Below are 1,396 nucleotides of genomic sequence, written 5' to 3'. Positions count from 1 at the left end.
CACGATTAAGATGATTGTCAGCTTTTGGATTGGCTATCAACTGACCCAATCCAGCACCTCCACCATAACCAAATCCACGCTCTATGAAGGGATTTTACGGGTATTGATGCTCTTTCAAGCCTACGCAACCCCCGCATCCTTACCCACCTTTAGTCGCCTAGAACAGCATTACCGTGAGCTTGCCAACCAAGCCGCCAACTAACCCTGCAGCCATAAATTCACGACACGCGCGCAGAAATGCGGTGTAACCAATCCTTTACTCCTCAACCCATTTATCTCGGTTCGCAGCACGAAAAAGGCTGTAGACCCAAGGGGTTTAGCGTTAGAATGCGGCCACTCCCAAGATCAGAATAACCTTAATTCAGGAGATGTCAGGTGGCCTCAACTTCATTTTATACCCGCATTAATCAACAGCTTAGTGACATCAAAGCCGAAGGCTTATATAAAAATGAGCGCATTATTGCCTCACCACAACAGACTGCCATTCAAGTTAATCACCAAGAAGTTGTTAACTTTTGCGCGAACAACTATCTGGGTTTAGCCAATCACCCAGAACTCATCAAAGCCGCCCAACAAGGTTTAGATAGCCACGGCTTTGGTATGGCGTCGGTACGCTTTATTTGCGGCACCCAAGACATTCACAAACAACTCGAAGCCAGCCTGAGTGAATTCCTCGGGATGGAAGACACCATTCTGTATTCTTCGTGCTTCGACGCCAACGCAGGCCTGTTTGAAACCCTGTTAGATGCCGAAGATGCGATTATCTCCGACGCCTTAAACCATGCCTCAATCATCGATGGTGTGCGTTTATGTAAGGCCAAACGCTTCCGTTACGCTAACAACGACATGGCGGATTTAGAAACCCAACTGATCGCCGCCAAAGCTGCCGGTGCGCGCAATATTTTGATCGCCACCGACGGTGTGTTCTCCATGGACGGCGTGATCGCCAACCTGCAAGGCGTGTGTGACTTAGCCGATAAATACGGCGCGCTGGTGATGGTTGACGACTCACATGCGGTGGGTTTTGTTGGCCAAAATGGTCGCGGCTCCCACGAGCACTGTGGCGTGATGGGCCGTATCGACATTATCACCGGCACCCTAGGTAAAGCCTTAGGTGGTGCATCGGGCGGTTTCACTTCGGGCAAAAAAGAAGTCATCGACTGGTTACGTCAACGCTCTCGCCCATACCTGTTTTCTAACTCATTAGCACCGTCGATTGTGACAGCGTCTATCCATGTATTAGAGATGCTCAAATCGGGCCAAGCACTGCGTGAAGCGGTATGGGAAAACAGCCGTTATTTCCGTGAAAAAATGTCAGCGGCAGGCTTTACCTTAGGCGGCGCCGACCACGCGATTATCCCAGTGATGATTGGCGATGCCAAACTGGCAAGCGACT

At 50.1% G+C, this 1,396-nt stretch carries 2 protein-coding genes; both read left to right on the top strand.

Going from position 1 to position 1,396, the window contains the following annotated elements:
- The coding region (locus ACRCZA_RS08135) for a TetR/AcrR family transcriptional regulator (protein ID WP_438673953.1) at positions 1–202 on the top strand (202 nt) is incomplete at its 5' end.
- Between the two features lie 173 nt (positions 203–375).
- A partial coding sequence (locus tag ACRCZA_RS08130; RefSeq protein WP_438673952.1) for a glycine C-acetyltransferase occupies positions 376–1,396 on the top strand: 1,021 nt, incomplete at its 3' end.

The organism is Shewanella sp., assembly GCF_051658185.1.
Classification (GTDB): Bacteria; Pseudomonadota; Gammaproteobacteria; order Enterobacterales; family Shewanellaceae; genus Shewanella.
The sequence above is the reverse complement of the archived record's forward strand: the minus strand, read 5'-3'. Positions and strand labels throughout refer to the sequence as shown.